Annotated in this window: 18 protein-coding genes and 1 CRISPR repeat array (1 of these 19 cut by a window edge); of the genes, 3 read left to right on the top strand and 15 right to left on the bottom strand. The window is 45.8% G+C overall.

The annotated features are described in order from the left end of the window. Positions 1-738: direct repeats of the CRISPR family, unit length 32 nt; unit sequence ATTTCAATCCACGCACCCACAAAGGGTGCGAC; it reaches 887 nt to the left of the window's first position. Between the two features lie 178 nt (positions 739-916). The 4 genes from NIA71_RS02545 to NIA71_RS02530 all read right to left on the bottom strand — a co-directional run bounded on the left by NIA71_RS02545 (position 917) and on the right by NIA71_RS02530 (position 6597). Continuing rightward, positions 917-1219, bottom strand: a complete 303-nt coding sequence (locus NIA71_RS02545; RefSeq protein WP_227755249.1) for a YunC family protein — start codon at positions 1217-1219, stop codon at positions 917-919. Positions 1220-1839: 620 nt separating this feature from the next. Continuing rightward, the gene (locus tag NIA71_RS02540; protein WP_253019621.1) at positions 1840-3339 is read right to left on the bottom strand and encodes an NAD(P)/FAD-dependent oxidoreductase; all 1500 of its coding nucleotides are present in this window, start codon (positions 3337-3339) and stop codon (positions 1840-1842) included. A gap of 151 nt (positions 3340-3490) precedes the next feature. Continuing rightward, complete coding sequence (locus NIA71_RS02535; RefSeq protein ID WP_253019620.1) at positions 3491-4948, bottom strand: aminotransferase class I/II-fold pyridoxal phosphate-dependent enzyme; 1458 nt, start codon at positions 4946-4948, stop codon at positions 3491-3493. Beyond that, the gene (locus NIA71_RS02530; protein WP_253019619.1) at positions 4945-6597 is read right to left on the bottom strand and encodes an APC family permease; all 1653 of its coding nucleotides are present in this window, start codon (positions 6595-6597) and stop codon (positions 4945-4947) included. The genes NIA71_RS02535 and NIA71_RS02530 overlap by 4 nt, the downstream gene beginning before the upstream one ends. Positions 6598-6805: 208 nt before the next feature. On the opposite strand from NIA71_RS02530, the gene NIA71_RS02525 reads away from it, so the two are divergent. Then, positions 6806-8458 (top strand): helix-turn-helix transcriptional regulator, encoded by a 1653-nt coding sequence (locus NIA71_RS02525; protein WP_227755254.1) that lies wholly within the window; start codon positions 6806-6808, stop codon positions 8456-8458. A gap of 66 nt (positions 8459-8524) precedes the next feature. Here the strand turns inward: NIA71_RS02525 and NIA71_RS02520 are convergent, their stop codons facing one another. Then, entirely contained in the window at positions 8525-9775 is a 1251-nt protein-coding gene (locus NIA71_RS02520; RefSeq protein WP_253019618.1) for an MFS transporter, read from the bottom strand. After that, positions 9765-11459: an amidohydrolase gene (locus tag NIA71_RS02515; protein WP_253019617.1), complete on the bottom strand. Its 1695-nt coding sequence runs from the start codon at positions 11457-11459 to the stop codon at positions 9765-9767. The genes NIA71_RS02520 and NIA71_RS02515 overlap by 11 nt, the downstream gene beginning before the upstream one ends. A 201-nt stretch (positions 11460-11660) precedes the next feature. On the opposite strand from NIA71_RS02515, the gene NIA71_RS19855 reads away from it, so the two are divergent. Continuing rightward, positions 11661-13082 (top strand): sigma-54 interaction domain-containing protein, encoded by a 1422-nt coding sequence (locus tag NIA71_RS19855; RefSeq protein ID WP_290445960.1) that lies wholly within the window; start codon positions 11661-11663, stop codon positions 13080-13082. A gap of 125 nt (positions 13083-13207) precedes the next feature. Here NIA71_RS19855 and NIA71_RS02495 read toward each other — a convergent pair whose 3' ends face one another. Continuing rightward, a complete protein-coding gene (locus tag NIA71_RS02495; RefSeq protein WP_253019616.1) occupies positions 13208-13444 on the bottom strand; it encodes a hypothetical protein in 237 nt (78 codons plus the stop codon). A gap of 47 nt (positions 13445-13491) precedes the next feature. Continuing rightward, complete coding sequence (locus NIA71_RS02490) at positions 13492-13917, bottom strand: LysR family transcriptional regulator substrate-binding protein (protein ID WP_269478399.1); 426 nt, start codon at positions 13915-13917, stop codon at positions 13492-13494. A gap of 100 nt (positions 13918-14017) precedes the next feature. Here NIA71_RS02490 and NIA71_RS02485 point away from each other — a divergent pair, with 100 nt between their 5' ends. Continuing rightward, positions 14018-14953 carry a DMT family transporter gene (locus tag NIA71_RS02485; RefSeq protein WP_253019614.1) on the top strand — a complete coding sequence of 312 codons (936 nt, stop codon included), beginning with the start codon at positions 14018-14020 and terminating at the stop codon, positions 14951-14953. 132 nt (positions 14954-15085) lie between these two features. On the opposite strand, the gene NIA71_RS02480 is transcribed toward NIA71_RS02485, so the two are convergent. The 7 genes from NIA71_RS02480 to NIA71_RS02450 all read right to left on the bottom strand — a co-directional run bounded on the left by NIA71_RS02480 (position 15086) and on the right by NIA71_RS02450 (position 23553). Further along, complete coding sequence (locus NIA71_RS02480; protein ID WP_227755257.1) at positions 15086-15718, bottom strand: HAD-IB family phosphatase; 633 nt, start codon at positions 15716-15718, stop codon at positions 15086-15088. 84 nt (positions 15719-15802) lie between these two features. Then, on the bottom strand, positions 15803-17119 hold the full coding sequence (locus NIA71_RS02475) for a RuBisCO large subunit C-terminal-like domain-containing protein (RefSeq protein WP_148394918.1): 1317 nt from the start codon (positions 17117-17119) through the stop codon (positions 15803-15805). Between the two features lie 32 nt (positions 17120-17151). Then, the gene (locus tag NIA71_RS02470; RefSeq protein ID WP_227755258.1) at positions 17152-18594 is read right to left on the bottom strand and encodes an aspartate aminotransferase family protein; all 1443 of its coding nucleotides are present in this window, start codon (positions 18592-18594) and stop codon (positions 17152-17154) included. A 16-nt stretch (positions 18595-18610) separates the two neighbouring features. Beyond that, complete coding sequence (locus tag NIA71_RS02465; RefSeq protein WP_148394916.1) at positions 18611-20149, bottom strand: xylulokinase; 1539 nt, start codon at positions 20147-20149, stop codon at positions 18611-18613. 65 nt (positions 20150-20214) lie between these two features. Beyond that, on the bottom strand, positions 20215-20760 hold the full coding sequence (locus tag NIA71_RS02460; protein ID WP_227755259.1) for a TetR/AcrR family transcriptional regulator: 546 nt from the start codon (positions 20758-20760) through the stop codon (positions 20215-20217). A 628-nt stretch (positions 20761-21388) separates the two neighbouring features. After that, positions 21389-23188 carry a leucine-rich repeat domain-containing protein gene (locus NIA71_RS02455; protein WP_253019613.1) on the bottom strand — a complete coding sequence of 600 codons (1800 nt, stop codon included), beginning with the start codon at positions 23186-23188 and terminating at the stop codon, positions 21389-21391. Between the two features lie 5 nt (positions 23189-23193). Beyond that, positions 23194-23553 carry a hypothetical protein gene (locus NIA71_RS02450; protein WP_253019612.1) on the bottom strand — a complete coding sequence of 120 codons (360 nt, stop codon included), beginning with the start codon at positions 23551-23553 and terminating at the stop codon, positions 23194-23196. Positions 23554-23583 lie beyond the last annotated feature (30 nt).

Here is a 23583-nt window from a genome sequence, read left to right as displayed (position 1 = left end):
TGCGACCTGCAAATCGGTTCGTGTTTCTTATCGCATAATTGATTTCAATCCACGCACCCACAAAGGGTGCGACTAGAGCAATACCAGCGGCTAATGACTGGCTTGCGATTTCAATCCACGCACCCACAAAGGGTGCGACCAAAACATGGCGGTGGTCTGGATCTGCATATGTGATTTCAATCCACGCACCCACAAAGGGTGCGACAGAACCGCTTATGAGCTGGCGATTTACTTTTTAGAATTTCAATCCACGCACCCACAAAGGGTGCGACTATTGCATCTTCGGATGCTCCTGACAGAGCTAAAATTTCAATCCACGCACCCACAAAGGGTGCGACACAAGAAGAACTTGCAAGAATTTCTGGTGTGTCCAATTTCAATCCACGCACCCACAAAGGGTGCGACGATGTTCGGGCGATCCTCTTTGAGGACCTGGATCCATTTCAATCCACGCACCCACAAAGGGTGCGACGGGCTTTCACCACAGCTCCAAGCCCTAATCAATATTATTTCAATCCACGCACCCACAAAGGGTGCGACAGTATAGTGCGTTCTTTAGAACTAATTGATAAATATTTCAATCCACGCACCCACAAAGGGTGCGACCTGGCTGGGAACATAACGGTACGGGCTGGTTTGCGATTTCAATCCACGCACCCACAAAGGGTGCGACGTGGGATAAAGACTATAATATTAAACAATTTCTATTTCAATCCACGCACCCACAAAGGGTGCGACTGCAAAACTGTTAAAAATATCTCCGATATTTATTACTATTTTGCTTTTACTCTACTTGTTTTCAAACTACTTTTCCAAATCTCTTACAATTTACGATTAAATTCAGCTTATTCTAGGTGCGAAAGCCCCAGGGAATCCATGTTCGCTTGCCTTTCGCACCTCGCATTTACAATTTCCCTTATCCGTTTAGTTTTACAACAGCCTCTGCGCCTTTCATCCCAACGGTAACACCCAGTTTTTCAGCTTCGGGAGTTACCGTTTTTACAGCGTTTTCCAACAGTTCATCAAAGCTGCTGCCACTGATGATCGCAGCGGCGTCGCTAAACTTTTCCGCTGCGGCTTGATTCAAATATCCACACATAATATATCCCCTTTTGCAAAGTAAAATCAGCATATTGGGGTGTCCTTCACCGCCGGGTTCTTTGATCGAAAGCCCTTGTATGGTTTGTCCGGAAACGTTTAGCAATTCAATCTTTATCATAATTTCAATCCTTTCATTCATTTCCTATTTACAAAATATTCGTTATTTCTTTAATTGTAACATATGAAACCACTGATGCGGCAAGCAATTTTCAAAATACCATTCTGACCAGCGAGAGTGAATCATGCTTTTTAAATGGAAGTGCTATCCTTTGGAAAAAACAGAACAATCTTTTTAAAATTTACGCCTTTTTCAACGATTGAGCCCTCTCAAATTAAACTTCGAGCAGCCAGACGGCCTTTTTCTCAATATGAGGCCTCTCTGGCCCACAACTTTGCGAAAAAAAGTACAAAATTTTCATGAAATTTTCCCAGTTACCAAGTCCAGCAGGGAACAGTCTCGGATCAAATTTCAATCTCCGCACCCTGTAAGGGATGCGACGCTTCACCTTGGGCATTTGTCGTTATCTCATCTTTATTTCAATCCACGCACCCCGTAAGGGATGCGACGGCATCTGTTACTATTACATCCATTCCTAAAACTATTTCAATCCACGCACCCCGTAAGGGATGCGACTGCGATTACCCAGAAGCTTTCGATCTCCGAAGCTATTTCAACCCACGCACCCCCCATATTGAAATTCCGCTTTCACTGCTAGAACACGACATACGTCTTTCCATTCACTTCTTTTCGGGAGGGCGGCACTTACGGATAATCTGTTCAGCAGCCTTAATCCCATCTACGGCCGCCGACATAATACCGCCGGCGTATCCCGCACCTTCGCCGGCCGGATAAATGCCTTGAATTTCAGACTCCATCCCCTCGTTTCGCAAGATGCGGACCGGAGAAGAACTGCGGCTTTCCACAGCGGTCATCCTTGCGCTTGGATCATCGAACCCGCGCAGCTTCTTCCCCAGATGGGGCATGGCTTCTTTTATCGACTGAACTGCGAAATCAGGAAGGCTGGCTGCCACCGGATTCATTTTATCCGAAAAGGCTCCCCAGGTTGTGCGCGGTGGATTGCCGTTCTCAAATGCCATCCGTTCATATTTTTCCTGAAATTCCACCCCTGCCAGCACATCGGCGGATGGGAAATCAGAAGTTCTCACATCTACCAGAAGACCGCTGTTGGCAAACCGGCTGTCCCGCGCGTGGTTGCTCATCCCATTGGTCACCGTCATTCCTTTCTGTGAAGCAGCCATAATCACTTCGCCGCCCGGGCACATGCAAAAAGTATAAACACCTCTCCCATTTTCACAATGGTAACTTAGCTTGTAATCCGCCGGGCCAAGCAGCTCCGCCAGAGCCGGGTCCCCGTACTGAGCCCTGTCGATCCATTCCTGAGGATGCTCGATTCTGACGCCGATGGAAAAGGGTTTTTGCTCCATTGGAAGCCGCCGCTTTCTGAGCATGCGCAAGGTATCCCGGGAGCTATGGCCCAAGGCCAGAATCAAATGCTCCGTATGAAAAATCGGCCCGTCATTGATGACTGCACCATGCAATTCACCGTCCGACACCAGCAAATCCGTGACTTGGCTTTCAAACAAAATTTCGCCGCCCTGTTCCTGGATTCTTTTGCGCAGATTTACAACCACGCGGCGCAGCACGTCCGTTCCGATATGGGGTTTATGCTTGTACAAAATATCCCGGCTGGCTCCGGCATCCGCAAAGGTTTCCAGCACTTTAAAAATTCTTGGGTCTTTGATGCCTGTCGTCAGCTTTCCATCGGAAAAGGTCCCTGCGCCGCCTTCTCCAAACTGCACATTGGAAACCTCGTCCAGCTGGCCGGTCTGCCAGAACCGCTCCACATCTTTTACCCGCTGCTCCATAGCCCGCCCCCGCTCAGCAACAATAGGCCGGTAGCCCATCTCTGCCAAAATCAACGCCGCAAACATTCCGCAGGGACCGAACCCAACAATGAGCGGACGCTCGCTCATGGGAGTGTTTCCCGACTTTGCATATTGATAGGTCAGATCGGGCGCCAAAGGCAGTTTGAGCTTTTTATCACAGGAAAAGTCCACCGTATACACCAAACTGATGCGGCTTTTGTCCCTCGCATCCACCGACTCCCGGCGGATAATCCAATCCGTGACAGCCGCCCCGGTTTTCTTTTTTATTTTTTGTGGGATCAGGCTTTGATCCTCTCCCGGTTTTAAACGAATTTGATGAATTCTATACATTTTTTGCTGTCCGGGGCAAATCAACTCCCCGTATCCTTTCCAGGGCAGACCCCGTAATTTTTCAAAGACAGCACTATTATATCGCACAATCCTTCCGCGGACAAGATACATAAAGAGCCGGACAGTATCAAGCCAGCATTGTCATTTTCTTTCACTTTACAACCCGGACCATATCCAACGTGCCGCCGTGGATCCCATGAAGATGCCTTCCTTGCTCATTCTGATCCCCTAAAAATCTTAGAATCTCATCATTGATCCTTTCTCCCGGGCAAATGGCCGGTATTCCCGGCGGATAAGGCACGATCATCTCAGCGCTGATGCGGCCGCAGGCATCTTCCCATGGAATCTTTTCCGTCTGGGACACATATGCCTGACGGGGCGTCATAACGGCCTCCGCCATTTTGGGCAGTTTATTCCTCCATTTGGCAAGGGGCGCTTCTCCTTTGTGCCGGACGGATATCTCCCGGCACGCGGCAATGAGTCTGTCCAAATCAGAGCGCGTTCCACCCAGGCCGACCATACAGACCACATAAAAGTTATCCGAAAATTCGATCTGTATGCCGTAATCATCGATCAGCGCGCGCTCCAGCGCATAACCGGTAACGCCCAGGTCTTTTGCGGAAATGACCAATCTTCCCGGCTCCATATCAAAAATATGACAGCTTCCGGCAATGCGCCGATCAAGAACCGAAAATCCTTCTATGGATTCAATCTCCGCTTTTCCGTATTCGACCAGGTTATAGACCCGTTGGAGAACACCTTCCCCCTGCACGGCCATATAATGGCGGGCAAGATCCAGCGAAACCTCCAGCAGCGCCGACGGGCTTGTGTTTTGGGCCATCTGTAAGTTAAAGCGCAGCCTGTCCAAATCGATCCGATCGCTGTTCACGTGGACCATGGAGCTTTGGGACAGGGACCCGGAGACCTTGTGAGTGCTCTGTGTTACAAGGTCCGCCCCGCAGCGAAGTCCGCCGGCCGGATATTTATCATGAAAGTACACGTGGTTGCCGTGGGCCTCATCGACCATATGAACGCCCCCGCGCATATGTACAATTTCTGAAATCGCATTCAGATCACTGTATACGCCGTGATAAGTGGGCACGACTGACAGGACCGCTTTTGCTTCCGGGTGTTCTCCATAGACCCTTTCGATTTCAGCTGGATCCATGCCTCCAATGAGCCCCAGCTCATCGCTCACATCAGGGAATGCGAAAACAGGTACCGCGCCGCTGATAATCAGTCCGTATATGACGGATTTGTGACAGTTTCTCGGCACAATGATCGTTTCTCCTTCCGAAACCACCGAGCAGATGGCTGCGATATTTGCGCCGGAAGTGCCGTTTACCATGAAAAAGCTTTCCTTGGCTGCCCAAGCTTGGGCAGCCAGCCTCTGCGCTTCCATGATAACCCCGTCCGGCTCGTTCAAATCATCCAATCCGTCCACCTCGCAGATATCCATTTTAAAGATATTTTCGCCTGCAAAGTCCGTCCACTTGGGGTTTATGGCCCTGCCCATCATATGGGCCGGCATAAACATCGGCGCAATGTCCCTCTTTGTGTAAGCGATGATCGCATCAAATAATGGTGTTTTATTTTGATCTAAATTCATGATACCAACTCCTTTGCTAAACAATGATCCTTTTTCCGTCCAACGGCAAAGACCGCAGCACCGACCAAAGTCATGACGATTCCATAGATGAGCAGAATGTTGAGCATGCAGTCAAAATCGCTCAAGAATCCTGTTCCGTAGGTCTGGGCATAATATTCAGGGCCCCAACCGCCTTCGTACCATCTTAGAAACGGTACGCTGATCATGGAATATACGCCGACAAACAGGCCGAACACCCCGATCCTGACAATATCGCCGGCAGCAAGACCGGTCGCCGGGTTGATGGGATATAAAACTGGATTTTCTTTATAAAAGCCGCCATAACATTTTTTAAAAAAGATATAAAAAACCACAGCAAGGGGCAGCAGCATGATCCCTCCCAGAAAGTAGTCGGTTCCATTGATCAGCATGACAAAAGCAGCAGCCGCAGCTGGCGTATACCCGCAGTATTTCAAGCCCAGCTTGCCTCCGGGAACTTTGAACAAGGCTTTGTCTCTCTGCTCCAGCGGAATCTTTTTTCTGATTCGCAGCAAGGACAGGGCCACTAGCGCGTAAGTTCCCAGGCTGAAAGCTACCTCCAGCAAAACAAGGGCCGTAAAATCATACTTGAGCAATAAGATTGTCACAGCTGAATATACAAGAATACTTACGTAAGGCACACCTTTGTTCTTTGATACCTTGCTCATAAATCTGGGGAAAAGATTGGCATCCGACAATACGAAGAATCCCCTCGACCCCGATGCGATCTGGCTGTTGAAGATGGCCAGGTTTGACGCAATCGCAACCACGCAGAAGAATAAACCCATGTACGGTCCTATATTTTCTGTCAGAACGGTGGAATAGCCGACTCCTCCCGTCGCTCCGTCCGTTGTCCAGTTTTCCCAGTTTCCCACAGACGCCAAGCCTGCCAGCGTTGGCAGCACATAAGTCAGCGTGACCAGCGGCAAAGAGATAATCGTTGCTTTTGGTATCAGCTGCGGATTTTCCATTTCGCCCGCCAGAGCCGGTATACTCAAGTAGCCGGTATACATCCATACGCAAATGGCCGCGCAGCCGCCGATTCCCTCCATGACGCCGCTGCCCTGGGGGATCATCGGCTCCATCGGATTCTGGTTCCAGTTGGCAAAACCCACCACTGCCACAAGGGCAAACGCCAATAATACAAGCGCCGTCAGCACAACGCTGACCTTGCCGACTTCCTTGACGCCCATGAGATTGATAACCGTGAAGATAATCACAAAAAACAGCTTTATCAAGGCTTCTTGCAAGACAGTCAGTTCAACAATATAAGAAAGATATCCCACGGACAGAACAACGAATATGGCATTGCCTACATAGAATGAAATACCGAAAAGAAAGGTGCTCATAAAGGACCAGAACTCGCCGAACGCTTCCTTGATCCAGACAAAGGGTCCTCCTTCTCCCGGCAGCACAGAGCCTAGCTCCGCCACCCCTAAACAGATGGGAACCGACCACACAAAGGGAAAAAAGACCAGCATCAGAATGGATAGTCCCGGTCCGCTTTCGGTTATCATCTCTTCGATGCCAAAAGCCCCGGCCGCACAAGCGCAATAAAGCATTGCTACCACGGACAATAATCCTACCTTGTGTTTTTTCAAAGCGCCTACGCCTTGGTTTTTTGTGCTCATAACAACGAATCGCCTCCTTTAAATTTTCTTACAATTCATTCTATTCGTTCTTTTTCAGCAAAGCTATCCTTTACCCGCTCTAAAGATGGTCTTATTAAAAAGAGTTTCCGAAAAAAACCTCTTTGTGATAGAGATCTGCCGGTATGATATAATGAAAGAGCGCATCTTTGTCCTTTTTTTCACGATTATGCCCTTTGGAGGTATTGGTATGTTTGAAGCGATTCAATATGAAAACGATCTGCCAGTGAACATGAAACTTTATCATGTGCAGGAATATCCGCTGCATTACAACGATGACATTCAGCTTCTCTGTGTCATGAAAGGCTTTCTTGATCTGAAGTTAACGTGCAATACTTATCACTTGGAAGAAAGCGATATTCATTTCATCCACGGCGGTGATCTCCACGGCATTATCCGCAGTTCGGAGGACAACCTGGTCCTTGTGATCAGCCTCAATACAAAGTCTCTGATCGACCGCTACCCGGATCTGCACTGCCAAATCTTCACCACAAAGGTGGACAAAAATTTAGTTACTTACCAAAAAAAGATTGAGCTGCGAAATGATATTTTTCGCATTTTATCCGAATTATACCGAAAACACGACGGCTACCAGGCTAGAATCGATCATGCTGTCACAAATCTGATCGATAACCTCTATGAGAATTTTCGTGGATTTCGAGTGGATGATGATGACAAAACCTTCGAAGGCGCCATCACCGGGGATGTTACCCAAAGGGACCGTATTGCCCGGATCGTCGATTATCTCTATGATTACTATCCGTACAAATTGAGCCTGGAGGAACTGGCAGGCAAAGAACATTTGAATAAGGATTACTTGTCCCATATGTTCAGCCGCTATACGGGCCAGAGCTTTAAAAACTTTCTCAACATGGTGCGGGTGGAAATGTCGGAGCGCCGCCTTCTTGGCAGCACGGTTTCCATTACCCAACTGGCCATGGAATCGGGATTCTCCAAACCCAAATATTATGTAGAACATTTTATAAAATGGTATGGAATGCATCCGAAAAAATACCGGGAGCTTTATCGAGATAAAACGCTCGCTTCCTGTTCTCCTGTCATTGAGGAAATTCCTCTGGAACAGTTCAATGTATTGCTGGATGGGGGTGCATTGGCAAACGAGCCCGGCGTCACAGTCCTTGATTTGGAAAGCTTGCCCAAGAGCAAAGCGGCTTTCCATGTCCCAAGTATTATGGTCAATAACCATTCTTTGTCCGAAAGTTTTCTTGATGAGCTCTTTATGGCTTTTTATAAAAGAAACAAAACAGCAAACTATGTTTTTGAAGACCGGGAGAAAGTCCCTTCACTTGATACCTACAGGAACGGCTATTCACCAGCTAAGGAGGCGGAGCAGTTTCTTCATGCCCTGACCCATAATAAAGCTAAAAGCATCCCATTTTTCGATCACGCTCCGGCAGGCGGTATGGTCACGGAAAATGGCCTTATAAAACCGCTTTATTATCTCATGCAGTTTCTGACAGGTCTCAGCGGCCAGATCTTTTTCTGCGACAAAGGCGCCATTGTTTTGAAGGATGCGGATGATTATGCCTGGATTTTTTTTGGAAAAGACGGGAAAGCCGCCCATTGCTATGAAGTTACTTTTCCTTTGTGCGCAGCAAGCTATAAATTGACCCATCAAACGCTGGAAAACCCCTTTGCGTTTTATGAGTTATGGCAGCAGCTGGACTTGGAAAGCAATCTGGGGGAAGAGGATAAGCGGAAAATAAATGAAAGCTCCCCTATTAAAACCCAATTTAAACGCATAACCATGCGCAAAAAATATAAGGCTTCCTTTGAGGTAAAGCCAGGAAGCCTTTTGTTTGGAACGCTTATTCATTGTTAAGCTGTTTCTCGGATTTTTAGCTGTCAGTATAAATTTCTAAAGGCAGACGTAAACGCTCGCCTGATGCTATTCATACTTCTTTTTTATTCGGAATGCTGCAATTCTTGCTGCGGCCGCTACGATCATCGCTGTGGCTGCTATGATCCAAAAGGCCCGGTAGCTGCCTGAAACATCGAAAATCCAGGCTGCAACGGTTCCACCAAATGCACCGCCTATGTTGTTTCCCATGGTAAGTACCGAAATGATTTTACCATAATCTTTTTCTCCGAATAAACGATTCGTCATCAGTGGAGGATTAACCGTAATACCACCTCCTCCAATTCCGTAGCAGAGGATTACAAAAGGAATAAATATCCATGGGTTTATAGGTAATAAAGCAAGTGATAAAAAAGCTCCGGAGAAAATCAAACAAGCGGAAATCGCACCTGCTTTCGCACCGAATTTATCACTGATCCATCCCATGGACAGTTTGCCGATAATAAGAGCTCCTACGGTAAAGGAAGCAAACAATGCCGCGTTTGCCGGCGAAAATCCAGTGTCAATATAAAAGGCTGTGGAGTTCATTAAAATTCCTGTAGAGCAGAAAACAAAAATAATTATGGAGAGTAAAATCAAATACAGCATCGGATTTTTCCAGGCTTCTTTCAGCGTCATTCCGCCAGCGCTATTGAAGTCCTTCTCATCATCTTTTTGACCCATTCTTACAAATCCTTTTTGCTCCGGGAATTTTTTTAAGAAGATGGCCACCAGCGGCAGCAGGAGCAGCAGAAAGATGCCTGCGACAACCATGTACCCAATTCTCCATCCAAATGCGGTAACAATGTAATTAACGATGGGAATCATCATAACTCCGCCAAACCCGCTTCCGGTAAAGGCCGCCCCCATAGCTCTTCCCTTGATTTTTCCTCCAAACCATAGATTCAGAACTACGGAAATAGGCATCACGGTCGTCATTACAAAGCTGACTCCCATAGCTGCTGACCACATATAAAAATGCCAGGCTTCTGTTGCCTGCGAAAAGCCCAAAAAGGCTATTCCGGCCAAAGCCAATGCCGCCGACATATAGCGCTTGATATTGCCCTTCGCCATTCTATCGCCAATCACGGCCAGGGCGATGATTCCGCTTATTGAAAGAATCGTTGAATACAATAAAAATTCACTTCTGCTTATATCCAGGTCTGTCGTAACTGGTATTACAAATACCGTTGTCAATGACAGGAATGAGACATAGGAAAAAGTCATTAACAAAAATGCCAATAAAACATTCACCCATCCATAATAAAACTTGCCGTTTTGCTTGAAATAATTATCTTTCATTTGATTCTCCTCCTTTAACTTTCGTATATACAATCTCACCATCTATCATTGTCAGTGTTACGGATGTTTTGCTAATATTTTCTGGAGCCGCTTCCCATATTCGATCTGACAATACGACCAGATCGGCTTTTTTCCCTACCTCCAGACTGCCTGTTATGTTTTCCTGAAAGTTAGCATACGCTCCATTATATGTATACATTCGGATGGCATCTTTCAGCGTCACCCTTTCTTCTTTTCCAAGTATCAGACCTTCATCGCTTTTTCTATTACATGCGGCGGACATTCCCACAAAAGGATTGGCATCGATTATGGGAGCATCCGTACTAAAGGAAACGCAAATCCCTGCTTTCAGAAAACTCTTTATAGGAAAGATTTCTTCTGCTTGCTTTCCATATATTTTGTAATAGGTACTGCCGAACTCCTTTAAAAAAGCTGGCTGCGGTATGGGGATTACACCCATTTGCGAAATTTTTTTAATTAAACTTTTAGGCGCAAAATTGCAATGCTCAATACGATGTCTGCAATCGGACCTGTTCAAAGCTTTAAAGGCTTTCTCGTATGAAGTCAAAAGCATTTCAACAGCACGATCTCCTATGGCGTGGCTTGTACACTGAAAACCATCCAAATGGGCATTCAGCATCATTCTATCTAAAGTATCCTGATCTATTGCAAGAAAGCCCTGGTCTTTCATGTCAGCTCGTTTCATCGCAGCGGTTCCGCCCAAGCTGCTCCCATCGATCATTAATTTGAAAGGACCGATTCTGCATTGATCAGAGCCAAATCCTGTATGGTATCCCGTGTTAAGATATTTATCCATAACAAAAGGGTTTCCAGTGGGATACGGCATAGTAACGACACGTATTTTCAATGTATTTTTTCGTTTTAACTCCGTTAGAGCTTTCACCGATAATGCACAATCAAGCGCGCTGCATACGGTTGTTATCCCCCTGCTCAAAAGATATTCATCCGCCGTCTTTAAACAACTTTTGATTTCTTCTTCACTGAAATCCAGCTTCGTATAAAAATTATAATGCGCATTTTCAAAAGCAACTCCGGTAACCTTGCCGTCAATACGTTCATAGCTGCCTCCCTCCGGGTCACAGATATTGTCATCTACACCAATCAGCGCCAAGGCTTTCGTATTTGCAGCAGAGATATGATAAGAAGAATGAATGATGTAAACAGGATGTTCTGGCGCAGCTTCATCGAGCTCCCATCTGTTGGGATGTCTTCTTTCTTTCAAATTCAAATGGTCATAACCAAAGGCTCTTAAAATGGTTCCTTTCGGATATTTTTCCGCTTCTTTACGGATAATTGTTTGAATATCGGATATGCACGCTGCTTCTCTGCAATCAGGGTAAAGCATCCGCGTTCCGATGGCATCTAAATGCAGATGAGAATCTATGAACCCGGGCAGTACGCTTTTGCCTTGGGCATCAATCATTTCAGTGTGAGGGCCTGTGAATGATCGCGCGCCTTGCTCATCGCCGACATATACAATTTTATCTTCGTATACTGCTATCGTGTCAGCGATTGAATTTTTCCCATCTACCGTGACGATTTCACCGTTTCTTATAACATAACTCGCATACATAATAACCTCCTGAATATACAACAGTATTAACGTTTTATAGTTATAATACGCAAGGGGTATGCCAATTGAAAAACCTTGGAAAATAGACATTTTTCAATTCGGAGGAATGTCTATTTTAATTCATTATGTATTGTTTTATGAAAACATTACTATAAAACCCTGAAATTTTAACTACTATTTATATTGATTCATTGTGTATTATTAATTCAAACAGAATTGACCGATCATCCCTTTACAAGTATAATGATTGCATAATCAATTGTTGTTTAGCGAAAGAAAGGTTTATACAAAATGACGATCCTTTTAAAAGAGTTAGAAGCGTTTGTATTCAAAAAAGAAAAAAACACATGGAGCCTATTAGCTGAATGTCCCCTTATCGGATTGGCTATCTGTGATAAAAATGGTGAATTTGTCTATGTAAACCAAGCGCATGCCGACATAGTAGGCAGACCAGCCGAATATCATATGGGAATAGATGTAAAAACTTTTTTGGAAGAGGGCGCTGTAGATAAGCTTGGAACTTTAATTGTCCTCGATACAAAGCAGCCTTATCTATGCAGCCCCAATCGGTCGGACGGCAAGCAGTACCTTGTCAATTCTATCCCCATATTTGGCAGCAGTCAGGAGGTCGAATATGTTGTAAGCCTCTTTTTAGATGTATCATTGGAAAGAAAACTCCGAGTTGAATTAGATGCGGATACGAATCATTTATCCATTCAGGATCATATCAACTCCATATACCGCCGCACTCTGACTTCCAGGGGCAATGATACGGAATTTATCTTTGAGAACAAAAAAATGAAAGAAATCAAAACATTGATAAACTATATCAAAGATTCTAATAGCACCGTACTGATCACAGGGGAATCAGGGACAGGCAAAGAGGAGGTTGCCAAACTTATCTTTCGGGAAAGCAACAGAAATACAAAACCCTATATCGCTCTTAATTGCGCGGCCATTCCGGAAAACCTATTGGAATCCGAGCTTTTTGGTTATGAGAAAGGCGCTTTTACCAACAGCGATCCTAAAGGAAAATCCGGCATCTTTGAATCCGTAAATGGCGGCACATTATTTCTTGATGAGATTGCAGAACTACCAATGGATCTACAGGCAAAATTACTGCGGGTCTTACAGGAAAGTGAAGTCAGGCGAATCGGCGGTATGCAAAACATATCGGTTGATGTAAGAATTATAGCCGCAACAAATAAAAATCTGGAGAAAATGGTGCAAGATCATACTTTCCGAGAAGATCTTTATTATAGATTGAACATTATACCGATCCATATTCCTCCACTAAGGGAACGCAAAGAAGATATCCCTCTTTTAGCCTATCATTTTATTCAAGAATTCAATCAAAAATACAACAAAAACAAAAACATTACCACAGAGGCATACAATGAACTGCTGCGTTTGCCTTTCAATGGTAATGTCCGACAGCTGAAAACCTTGATCGAGCGTATTATCCTGTTATGTGCCGATGATAATATTCTATCCCGCGATGTTCGATATTGTTATTCAATGACAGAAGATCAGGGCCCCGTCATCGATACTCCATTAGACCATTCTTGGAAAAATCAAAAAGAACGTGAGGTAAACGAACTGATTCTGCACTATAAGAGCGAGGGCTTGAGTACATATCAAATAGCCGAAAAATTAGGAATCAGTCAGCCTACAGTATGGAGACGATGGAAGAAGTTGAGCAAGGGCATCTAACACTTTCGAAAAGTAATATGGGTAAAATGCCAAGCCGGACGCTTGAGCAGGACATGCACCGGTTTTTCGATCGTGTTCCCCGCGATCGATTATTTTAACATGGTATACGCCAGATCAAAATCAGGCTATTTAGCAGATTTCAGCGATAAGTTGAAGACCGCATACTGCTCTGGTGAGCCAGGTACTCCGGCCGCAGGAGGCGATGGCGAAGCCGTCAAACAAATACCCATTATCCACCTGCTGATCCTGGTCGTCCACAGCAGTTCTTTGATCATTATGGTTTTATCCACGTAATACATGCCTCTCCTGATGATTTCTTTCAAATCTTCATATCCAACCGGAATAACAGCTTTTTTCTTCATCCGATTCCCCCTCCTTTTCCTATTAATACACGGGATACAGCTTCCACTTACAACGAAAAATCCAAACTTAAGACATAATCTACGAATGCCTTAGCAGCAAGGGAACCGTTTTCGTATGACCTGACTCCCAGCGATATTGGGGTATATGAGCCATGATCAATCGGGATCACTTTAACTGGAAATCTGCAATTTTCAGCTATCATGCGCGGATAAATTCCAAACCCTAAATTTTGGCTTATCATCGAAAGGTTTCCATAATCATTATCTACCGTCATCACCTGGTTGAATTTAATGCCAAGCTCTCGCGCCTTTTTATACACAAATGGAGCCTCTTCTTCCGGATATCCGATAAACGGATAACTTTCCATTTCCGAAGCAGGAAAAACCGTTTCATTTGCCATGGGATGATTTTCTGCCACAACAGCCACATCCGGCTCATCTCCATTTGGTTTTCTCCTTTCACAAGGTGTCAAGTTTACTTTGCTATTATATCAAGTAACTCCAGTTTTACTTTACTGCGCCTGTATATTATAATATTGATATACAGAAAAAGAAAGCCAATCGATCAGTGAAATGAAAAATACAGAAAATAGAAAACAAAACAATTTAATAATCGGATGTCTTTGCGCCTTAACGGCTGAAACCCTTTATGGGCTCAGTTATGTCTTCACGAAGAATGCTACGGATGACGCAAGCGCTTTATCTCTTCTTGGCTGGCGGTTTTTTATCGCTTTTATTGTTATGAGCCTCCTTGCAGCCACAGGCGTTATTAAGATCAATCTAAGGGGAAAAAAGCTCCAGCCTTTATTCGCTATCGTAATCTTTAATCCTGTTATATATTTTATCGGAGAGACGATGGGAATCAGTCACACTACCGCATCTGAAAGCGGAGTTTTCCTCGCATGCATACCAGTAGCTTCTTTGGCAGCCTCCACATTAATCCTCCACAAGCGGCCTACAAAGGCTCAGATTCTGGGAATACTAATAACATTAGTCGGTGTCCTTATTACGGTACTGGCAGTTGGTATGTCATCAAGCCTTTCGTTAGTTGGCTATCTATGTCTTCTTCTGGGAGTTGTCTGCTTTGCACTGTACAGTGTATACGTCGAAAAAGCGTCAGACTTTTCCGGCATGGAAATAACCTACGCTATGCTTATATGCGGTGCTATTGTTTTTACTCTCCTCGCCTTTATCGAAGGCGGCTTAAATGGGAATTTGAAGAATATGCTCAGCCTGCCATTTTACGATATGGGATTTCTGGCTGCCATTTTATATCAGGGCATTGGATGCTCTGCGATTGCGTTCTTTCTATCTAATGTTGCGATTGCAACGATTGGTGTGAATCGCACTTCGTCCTTCATCGGTATCTCAACGGTTGTCTCAGCTGTTGCCGGGGCTGTAATACTGGATGAAATCTTTTCAATATCACAGATCATTGGTGCTGTCGTAATCATCGCAGGCGTTTATATCGCGAATATTAAGAAAAAATCAGAAGGGTTGGAAAAATAATATGGGGTCGCCTTGGATGACGAAGGCAGCCAAACTCTGTGACATTTTACCATATCTCAGAACACTCCCCTTCATCCTTTCCAAGGCAACCCCTATTTTTCCGTAATCTAAAACTTGTTTGTGAGAAAAACGCTACAAGATTTCTTTCAGGCCGTTCATGACCTCATAAAAATCCTCGTAAGGGTAATACGGTTTTCCAATCTGATCCAGATATTTTGCCAGTACATCCCTGGCAAAGCAGCTGTCCACAGCCTGGGCCATATTTTTATCCGTATAGCTGTCGCCGATTCCGATTGCGTGTTCATACTGATAAAGTTTCATCACGTCGGTTTTTTTCAGCAGTTCGTTGCCGTCGTCGTACTGGGATACCAGTTTGATTTCGTCTCCTTCCACGGTCATCTCTACCGTGTGGAGAGCTGTGATCCGATCCATGTACGGGGCCAGCTTCCGCTCGGAAAATTGGCGAAAACCGCCGGAAATAACGACAACCGGAATCTCCTGCTCCGCCATCTTGTCGAGGAACTCCTCAAAGCCGGGACGGATTTCAACCGTATCGATGTATTCCAACATTTTTGGCATCCACTCTGCGGGCCTGCCGTCATAGGCGTACCGGACAACTTCGCTGAGGGTCATCTCCCCTTTTTCCAGCTTGCCGTTATACTCCAGGAATTCCTGGCGGTCTACGAAAGGAAGGATGGCTCCCGTCAAAGTATCTTCGGTGGTGATGGTCCCGTCAAAATCCACAAATACAATATTTTTGTACAATGCATTCACCTCTGTTTTCGATCATTTTGATCTATTCTTACCAAAATGGGGCTGGATAACAGCCCCATTTTTATCAATCTGAAATTACAGCATCAAGTCAAAATTCTTCTTCAGGTCAGGATTGAGGAATGCCAGCATTCTTGCCAATTCCACATGATCCTTTGCATATTCTGTAACCGGAATGCCCTGCAGCGCCGCATCGATCGCCTGACGCATGGATTTTGCCCCTTCTTCACTGCCATTTGGATGACCGTGGACGCCGCCGCCTGCAGCCAGCATTACGTCAGTGCCTACTTCCTTGATAATCTTTTCAACCGCCATCTGCGTCGTTCCGCCGGAGCATGCATACATCATCGGCTTAATGTTCCACCACGGCTGGGTGAAGAACTTGAAGCAGCGATAGAATACCTTGTGGGAAACAGGGAATTTACCGAACGGGTGGCCGTTGATCTGGAAGTCCGCACCTGCAAGACGTGTAAGCTTACCAATCATCAGCGGAGCTGCGATACCTGTGTAAGTGGAAGCTGCCATAGTTCCTGCAAAGTTGACGTGGGCGAGGATCGGTACATTGATGTTCGGATCATCGGCCAGCATTTTCAGCGTATCGTGTCCTGTGGTATAAACATTGACCATGAGACAGTTTCCGCCTGCTTCCAGCGCTCTGTATGCGTTTTCTTTTACTTTGTCCGTGCTGTCCGAAATATTTACTGCATATAAGCTATGCTCTCCTGTTTCTTCATAGACCTTCTTTTCCATGGCCATGAACTTTGAAACACGTTCTTCCAGCGGGCAGAACGGTCCGTCAGCCAGCATCAGCTCGTCATCTTTGATGACATCCACGCCGCCTTTGCAGGCGCGATAGAAGAGTTCCGCCCCTTCATCCGGCGTCCAGCCGATATTTGGTTTAATCATCGCATTGAGCAGCGGTCTGTCTTTGACGCCCAGCACTTCTCTCATACCTTCCACGCCGAACTTCGGTCCCTGGAATTTTTCGATAAACTTCTTCGGGAATGCCACGTCAATCAAACGAATCATACCGGAAGCAGAAATGTTTCCGAATAAAATGGTCTCAATGGCGGACATGCTGGTGGAGAAGTTTTCCATCGGATAAGCCACCTGAATGATATAGATCGGCGGTTCGTCAGAATTGTAGTCACAGCCGATATCCGGAACTTCATACAGCGCAACCAGCTTAGAGCCAAAGCGCTTGGTTTTTTCCAGTGAATCGGCTCCAACCTTGATCCATGTACCGGTAGTCTGTTCTGCTGCGATGGCCATTGCCAGCTTCTCAATGTGGGAAGTCTGTACCTTTGCCTGGTAAGTTGCAATCACATAATCTTCCGAAAATGCCACTTCCGGAAATGCGTAGGTCAGGTTTTCCATGTCTAATTTACGAATCATAAATTTACCTCCTAAATTCGTGATAGAATTTTTTATCTTTCAATATTACTGAATACTTCTTCAAATGCAGCCAGTGTTTCCGCAATGGTGTCGTCGTTGTCGGCCATGCTGGTGTAAATTCTGCTGCCGGCCAGGGTGATGACCCCATTTGCAGTCAGGGCAGCGCCAAACTCTTCGATATAGTGCTGACGTTCAGGAATCTTCTTGAAGATGTCCGGGTCAGCCGCACTGAGGTACATGACGCCGGAAACCTCAAAGTGGACGATGGAGCCGGTGTTCCAAGTGACGAACGGCAAATCGTATTTGTCGATGAGGGCCTGGATTCCGTCGCACAGCTTGTCGCCGTTTTCTCCAGCTTTTCTCGCTGCATCCTGCTTGATAATTTCGTCGATGGCAAAATATCCTGCTGCGCAGCTAAGCGGGTTGGCTGTCAGCGTACCGCCTACATAAGCCTTCTTTTTGCCGGCTTTTACGCCTGCGGCCACACAGGACATGATTTCTGCGCTTCCGCCTACGCCGCCGGCCATCGGATATCCGCCTGCGACGATTTTACCGAATACGGTAAGGTCCGGTTTTACATTAAAGAACCCTTGCGCACCGCCAGGTCCCACACGGAATGCGGTTACAACTTCGTCAAAGATCAAAAGGGCCTCGAATTCGTCACACAGTTCCCGTACCTTAGCAGCAAAGTCCATTGCTACCGGACGAGTTCCGCTTTCCGGTCCGAACGGCTCGATGATTACGGCCGCCGTACCGCCGTTCTTTTCATTTTCTTCCAGCACCTTGCGAAGACCGTCTAGATCGCCAGGGAAGAATTCTTTTGTATTCTGAGAAGCCTCCTTTGGAATTCCGTGGGCTTCGAATGTCTGGGTATATGGAATATGGAGGGAATATACAAGCTGGTCGCTCCATCCGTGGTATGCGCCTCCCACCTTGATAATGTTCTGCTTTCCGGTATGGGTACGGGCAATTCGGATTGCCACCATGTCCGCTTCCGTACCGCTGGCCAGGCACCGGTACATCTCTACCCACGGCATGCATTCATGGATTTTTTCTGCCAGTTTCATTTCATAAGGGTGGAACATTCCTGTAACTGGCCCGGATTCTTTCACCACTTCCCACACTTTCTGATTAACAGGTTCGTAATTGCTTCCAAGGAGCGTTGGACCGCCTGCCTGCAGGTAATCTACATAGCGGTTGCCGTCAATATCGTAAAGATATGCGCCCTCTGCTTTTTCTACTACCAGCGGGAACGGATAATTGAAGGCCAGGTTATGCTGTATACCGCCTGGAACAACCTTCTTTGCTTCTTCAATCATCGCTTTGGAGCCTTGGCACTTCTCTTCAAAATGCTTCATGTATTTGGCCATGGCTTCCGGTTTAATGTGGTGAAGGGGCTCGTTTACCAGCCTCTCCATCTTTTTTAAAACTTCTTTTTCGTCCGGCCAACGGGACACTCCGTACTTTGCTTCCATTTTCTTGTACCTCCTTTTAGCCGTTTAATGCGGCAAAACTCTTTTTATTGTTCTTATATAATTCCTTAAACACTGGCAGAATCTTTTGATATACTGCGTGGTTTTCAGCATTTGGTTTATAGGTGGCGCTGACCTTGATGATCTTTTTGATCTCCTTGATATCTTCAAGCATTCCAAAGCTTACTGCCATCAATGCCGCGGCTCCCATGGCCCCTACCTGTCTTGGATTCTCGATGGTCTCCACGTCCCGGCCTAAAACATCGGCCATGACCTGACAGATGAACGGCGCGATGGCACTTCCGCCGGAAAAGCGGATTACCGGATTGGTCTTAAAGGTCTTTTCGGTCGCTTCAAGAAGCCAGAGCATATGCATGCACACACCTTCTATAACAGCCTTCATCAAGTCACTGCCTTTGGTTGTAATATCCAGGTTGAAAAAAACACCTCTGGAATTTGCGTCATCAAACGGGCAGCGGTTGCCATGCATCCAAGGGGAAAAAATTACGCCGTTGCTTCCCGCAGGAGACTCTCTGACATAATCAATCATCTGGTCATAGGTCATCTCCATCTGGTCGATACGGTCTTTCACCCATTCGATACACTTGCCGGAAGTTTCAACTTCTGCAATATAGTTGTAAGTCTCTGGGTCGGCACCTACCAGCGCGCCAATCAGATTGTTCAGGTCCAGGTGCAGCTTATCAACCGTAGTCGCGACCCACCCACTGGTCCCTGAGTAGACCAGGACATCTCCAACCTCCACACAGCCTGCACCTACCGAGCAAAGGCTGACATCACTACCGCCGGAAATAACTGAAGTTCCCTGCGCCAGCCCCAGCTCTTCCGCTGCCTTTGGCAAAAGTTTACCCACCTCATCGGTAGAATCACAGATTTCCGGCAGATGCTCCATATTGATTCCCAGCATTTTGCACAAGGTCGGGCTCCAGCAATTTTTATGTACGTCATATAGAAATGTGCCCCCTGCGTCATCTTTGCTGGCGAGCATCTTTCCGGTAGCACGGCAGGTAAGATACTCTTTGGCATCCAGCCATTTATAAGTTTTGTCAAAGACCTCCGGCTCATTTTCTTTTATCCACAGATATTTCCATGCCGGATCCTTGGCACTGGCCGAAACAGCTCCAGTAATCTTCAGGTATTTTAGTACTTTGATGATATCCAGGCCTTCTACTTTGATTCCTGTGCTCATGCGGTCCTTAAATTGCTTATCTGCCCGGCTGTCCATACAGCTCATACCTCTGTGAAGCGGTGTGCCATTTTCATCTACCATGACGACCGTCTGAAACTGAGAGCAGAAAGAAATCCCTTTGATTTCCTCCTTTGCAACGCCCGTTTTCCCGAGCAGCTTTTTCGTGGCAACTGCCATCGACTGCCACCAATCGTCCGGCTCCTGCTCGACGCCGCCGTTTTTCAAGACATGGAGTTCATAGCCTTCGGTTTCGCCTGCAACATACCGTACGCTGTCTTCGGCAGAAATATCGAACATACAGGCTTTCATACCAGTTGTTCCAACGTCGTAAGTAATAACCTTCACTGCCATTGTTTTCCTCCTTATGCTTTCAATCCCCAAGAGAGCAAGCCCCTGCGCCGCTCGTTTGGTTGGATTTAACCATGATGCGGCTCCCCGATTATCCGCTCTATCATCCTTCTCATCTCCACTTTCATCGCTTCACCATCAAATGTCTTGCCATACAAATGATAATGATTGATCAATCCGTAATAAGCCCCCATCAAAAGCATGGTTGTTTCGCTGTCCGTCTCTTGCTCCAAATTTCTGGCGATCAGTCCTTCAATCGATTTAAGCGGATTATCTGCAATGCCGCTTGTAATTGCGCTGATAATAATCTGGGTCACAAGCTGCGGGTAGCGGGCGGTATCTTCAATAAATTTATCAAAGATGCAGATAATTGCCGCTTTTCCTTGAAAACCGCTCTCACGGTATGCCTGCTCCAAGTCATCGATTTCCCTGCTGCATAAAGCTGTCAGCAATTCGTTGCTGCCCGCAAAATAATTAAAAACTGTGCTGCGGGAAACCCCGGCCGCTTCGGCAATATCACGAAAGTTTGTCTGTTCAACCCCTTTCTCCTCATATACCCCTCTGGCCGCACGCATGATCGTGCGCCTGGTCAATTCTTTTTTTCCAAGTTCCATAGGCTTTCCCATCTGCCTTTCTTAAATTGGACTGTAGTCCAATTGGACTATGGTCTAATTATCTCACTTTTTCGAAAATAGTCAAGAGGTATTAAAAAAAAATACCTCTTAATCGATTTTTTTATCGTGCCAATTCCATGAATCAAACGTCCTATAAAAACACCTCAATAAAAAATTCTTTGTTATCATGAAAAGCTAGGGCAATCAAACCAGCCGTCAGCAGACCATCGGCGCAAATGCCGGACAAAACCGTCTTCTCCCACTCTGGGATATGGTGTTTACAAAGCCGGCGAGACGTGTTCTACTGATCGATTCAATACGGACAGTGGAACAACCGCATTTATGGGAGTTGAAATTCCGGAGAATTGTCCGATTGTAACGGATATGACAGCTAATTCAACGTATACGAAAGTGTTTAGATAGGACAGCACAAAAAAAGGGAGATCGAACATGTAACATGTGTATCTCCCTTTTCTTATAGTATCGGGAATATCGCCTTTTCGCATAAAGCAATATTTCCGTATACTTCAAAGAAAGTACCTTGCGACCGACATGTGTGAATAGGGAGCTTTGCTGCCGTCATTCACACTTTTTTATATCCGCCCTAACTTTAAAATGCGATGATTAGCTATTTTTTATGTTCTTCTTTTCTTGTAAGAAGGAACATGCATCCGGCAGATAACAGGATCATTGCAGCAAGCAATCCAATACTGGTATGATCGCCTGTCTGTGCGGCTTTTTTATCTGTCTTTGTGCCGTCAGACTTATTGTTGCCCGAATCTTTAACGCCGCCGGAAAGCGCTTTTTCTTCGACAGTATAGGTATTGTTCAAATTTTCTGTAATGGAAATGGTACTCTCCAATTTAATGTTCAAAGTTACCTCGATTGTCTCCTTTTTTCCACCAGATGATGTACCGCAATGGTATGTATATTTAATCGGTGTTCCTGCACGGTAATTGCTCATAGTACCGGTTGTTTTGTCGTAATCTGCACCTCGTACCGTCTTATCATCAACCGCACCGGCATCAATGCCAGCAAATTTGTCCGCCATCTGAAAGCGATCGCTTGGAACCGTTACTTCTACAGGTTTCAGGCCAGTACTGGATACGTTAGTTAACTTATTGTTGGTTCCTATATTCAGATAGGCAAGTGGATTGTTTTGGCACCTCAAGGTCGTCAGCTCCCTATTGCTGCTGACATCCAAGCCTACTACCCCTGTGTTTTGGCACCTCAAGTCAGTCAGCTCCTTAGCACCTTCTACTTTTAAACTTGTAAGGCTTGCATTGGCAGAGCAATTTAAGTCAGTCAAATTCTTATTGCTGCTGACATCCAAGCTTCTGATCCCTGTGTTATAGCACCACAATCTATTCAGAGCCGCAGCACCTTCTACGGTTAAATTGGTAAGGCTTACATTGTTATAGCAACGCAAGTCAGTCAAATTCTTATTGCTGCTGACATCCAAGCTTCCGATCCCGGTGTTATAGCAATCCAAGGTCTCCAGCTCCTTAGCGCCTTCTACTTTTAAATTTGTAAGGTTTGCATTGTTAAAGCAATCCAAGTCAGTCAAATTCGGATTGCTGCTAACATCCAAGCTTCTGATCCCTGTGGTATAGCAATACAAGGTCTTAAGAGCCGTAGCACCTTCTACGGTTAAACTTGTAAGGCTTGCATTGGCATTGCACTGCAAGTCAGTCAAATTCGGATTGCTGCTGACATCCAAGCTTCTGATCCCTGTGGTAAAGCAATACAAGATCTTTAGAGCCGTAGCACCTTCTACGGTTAAACTTGTAAGGCTTGCATTGTGAGCGCAATGCAAGTCAGTCAAATTCTTATTGCTGCTGACATCCAAGCTTCCGATCCCGGTGTTATAGCACCACAATCTATTCAGAGCCGCAGCACCTTCTACGGTTAAACTTGTAAGGCTTGCATTGCCATGGCACTGCAAGTCAGTCAAATTCGGATTGCTGCTGACATCCAAGCTTCCGATCCTTGTGCCATAGCAATTCAAGATCTTTAAAGCCGTAGCACCTTCTACGGTTAAGCTTGTAAGGCTTACATTGTTATAGCAATACAAGTCAGTCAAATTCTTATTGTGGCTGACATCCAAGCTTCCGATCCCTGTGTAAGAGCAATCCAAGGTCTCCAGAGCCGTAAAATGTTCAATCCCTGTTAAGTTTTTAATCTTGTCCTTACCTCGAACATCTATCCTTGTAATAGCAGCAATCTCTGCCTGCGTAATCGTTCCGTCTGTACCATAAGATTGCTGTTTTAGCCATTTCTGAAACTCTGCGTCCGGAAAGTTGTTCCCATTGATTTCTATATCCCCTACACCATAGGTTACCGAGGGATCCCCAGGCAACCTGCGTGGTTTCCCCTTTACTGGACCTGCTGCTTCTGCTTTCGTTCCTTCTGCAGTGACCGCAACCATCCTCTCTACGTAAGACCCCCCCCCACATTATATCCCTCTACCTTGCTGTAATCATAAGCTGCGTCATCTACGCAAAGCCGTGCCGGATATTCTGCTGTTTCTGCCGGAATAACTGTGCTGTCGTCCGCCCAGGTCCAAGGTTCCGGAAGCGCCACGTCTTTCAATGCTGTTCCTTCTTTCGCCCGCAAATTCTCCGGCAAGCGGATGGCTGGGGCTGTTTCCTTCTGTACGTTTCCGTCCCACGTGACCGCTGGGACAGCAGGGGCAGTTTCCTGTGCCATGACAGCCAGTGGGCTGGCGATCATCATAACGCAAAGCACTGCTGCCATTGTAAGAACTGCCGTCTTTCGCTTCTTGCCGTTCATTCCTTTTTTCCTCCGTTTTGTTTACGATTT

Origin of the sequence: Ihubacter massiliensis, assembly GCF_024125305.1 — a bacterium.
Classification (GTDB): Bacteria; Bacillota; Clostridia; order Peptostreptococcales; family Anaerovoracaceae; genus Hominibacterium; species Hominibacterium faecale.
The sequence above is the reverse complement of the archived record's forward strand: the minus strand, read 5'-3'. Positions and strand labels throughout refer to the sequence as shown.

Coding starts and splice junctions, on each gene's coding strand:
- NIA71_RS02545 (WP_227755249.1), bottom strand. CDS start 1,219: ATGATAAAGATTGAATTGCTAAACGTTTCCGGACAAACCATACAAGGG.
- NIA71_RS02540 (WP_253019621.1), bottom strand. CDS start 3,339: ATGTATAGAATTCATCAAATTCGTTTAAAACCGGGAGAGGATCAAAGC.
- NIA71_RS02535 (WP_253019620.1), bottom strand. CDS start 4,948: ATGAATTTAGATCAAAATAAAACACCATTATTTGATGCGATCATCGCT.
- NIA71_RS02530 (WP_253019619.1), bottom strand. CDS start 6,597: ATGAGCACAAAAAACCAAGGCGTAGGCGCTTTGAAAAAACACAAGGTA.
- NIA71_RS02525 (WP_227755254.1), top strand. CDS start 6,806: ATGTTTGAAGCGATTCAATATGAAAACGATCTGCCAGTGAACATGAAA.
- NIA71_RS02520 (WP_253019618.1), bottom strand. CDS start 9,775: ATGAAAGATAATTATTTCAAGCAAAACGGCAAGTTTTATTATGGATGG.
- NIA71_RS02515 (WP_253019617.1), bottom strand. CDS start 11,459: ATGTCTATTTTCCAAGGTTTTTCAATTGGCATACCCCTTGCGTATTAT.
- NIA71_RS19855 (WP_290445960.1), top strand. CDS start 11,661: ATGACGATCCTTTTAAAAGAGTTAGAAGCGTTTGTATTCAAAAAAGAA.
- NIA71_RS02495 (WP_253019616.1), bottom strand. CDS start 13,444: ATGAAGAAAAAAGCTGTTATTCCGGTTGGATATGAAGATTTGAAAGAA.
- NIA71_RS02485 (WP_253019614.1), top strand. CDS start 14,018: ATGAAAAATACAGAAAATAGAAAACAAAACAATTTAATAATCGGATGT.
- NIA71_RS02475 (WP_148394918.1), bottom strand. CDS start 17,119: ATGATTCGTAAATTAGACATGGAAAACCTGACCTACGCATTTCCGGAA.
- NIA71_RS02470 (WP_227755258.1), bottom strand. CDS start 18,594: ATGGAAGCAAAGTACGGAGTGTCCCGTTGGCCGGACGAAAAAGAAGTT.
- NIA71_RS02465 (WP_148394916.1), bottom strand. CDS start 20,149: ATGGCAGTGAAGGTTATTACTTACGACGTTGGAACAACTGGTATGAAA.
- NIA71_RS02460 (WP_227755259.1), bottom strand. CDS start 20,760: ATGGAACTTGGAAAAAAAGAATTGACCAGGCGCACGATCATGCGTGCG.
- NIA71_RS02455 (WP_253019613.1), bottom strand. CDS start 23,188: ATGGTTGCGGTCACTGCAGAAGGAACGAAAGCAGAAGCAGCAGGTCCA.
- NIA71_RS02450 (WP_253019612.1), bottom strand. CDS start 23,553: ATGAACGGCAAGAAGCGAAAGACGGCAGTTCTTACAATGGCAGCAGTG.